This window comes from Romboutsia sp. 13368 (assembly GCF_018336475.1).
In the GTDB taxonomy this organism is placed as follows: Bacteria; Bacillota; Clostridia; order Peptostreptococcales; family Peptostreptococcaceae; genus Romboutsia.
This window is the reverse complement of record NZ_CP048741.1, coordinates 1,280,057-1,280,382: the sequence shown is the minus strand read 5'-3', so window position 1 is coordinate 1,280,382 and position 326 is coordinate 1,280,057. Positions and strand designations below refer to the sequence as shown.

Sequence of the window (326 nt, the reverse complement as noted above, 5' to 3'; positions counted from 1 at the left end):
ATATTGATTTTGCTATGTGTATATACACAACACATAAGCATACACAAAAAAGTCCWAGGTTTAGAATAATAATTCCTTTAAAGAATGAAGTAGATTCTATACAATATGAGGCAATAGCAAGAAAGATTGCTTTTGATATAGGTATAGAGTACTTTGATGATACTACCTATTCACCTTCAAGGCTTATGTACTTTCCATCTACTTCTAAAGATGGAGAGTATGTTTTTAAGTTAATAGATAAAGAGTGGTTAGACCCTAAAGATATATTAAATACTTATAGTAATTATAAAGATGAGCACTTATGGTATTATTCAAGCAAAGTAAAG

1 pseudogene is annotated in these 326 nt (G+C 28.6%); it reads left to right on the top strand.

Features of this window, described 5'->3' with window-relative positions:
* Positions 1 to 326 (top strand): annotated as a pseudogene (locus G3997_RS05145) (hypothetical protein); the annotation flags it as partial.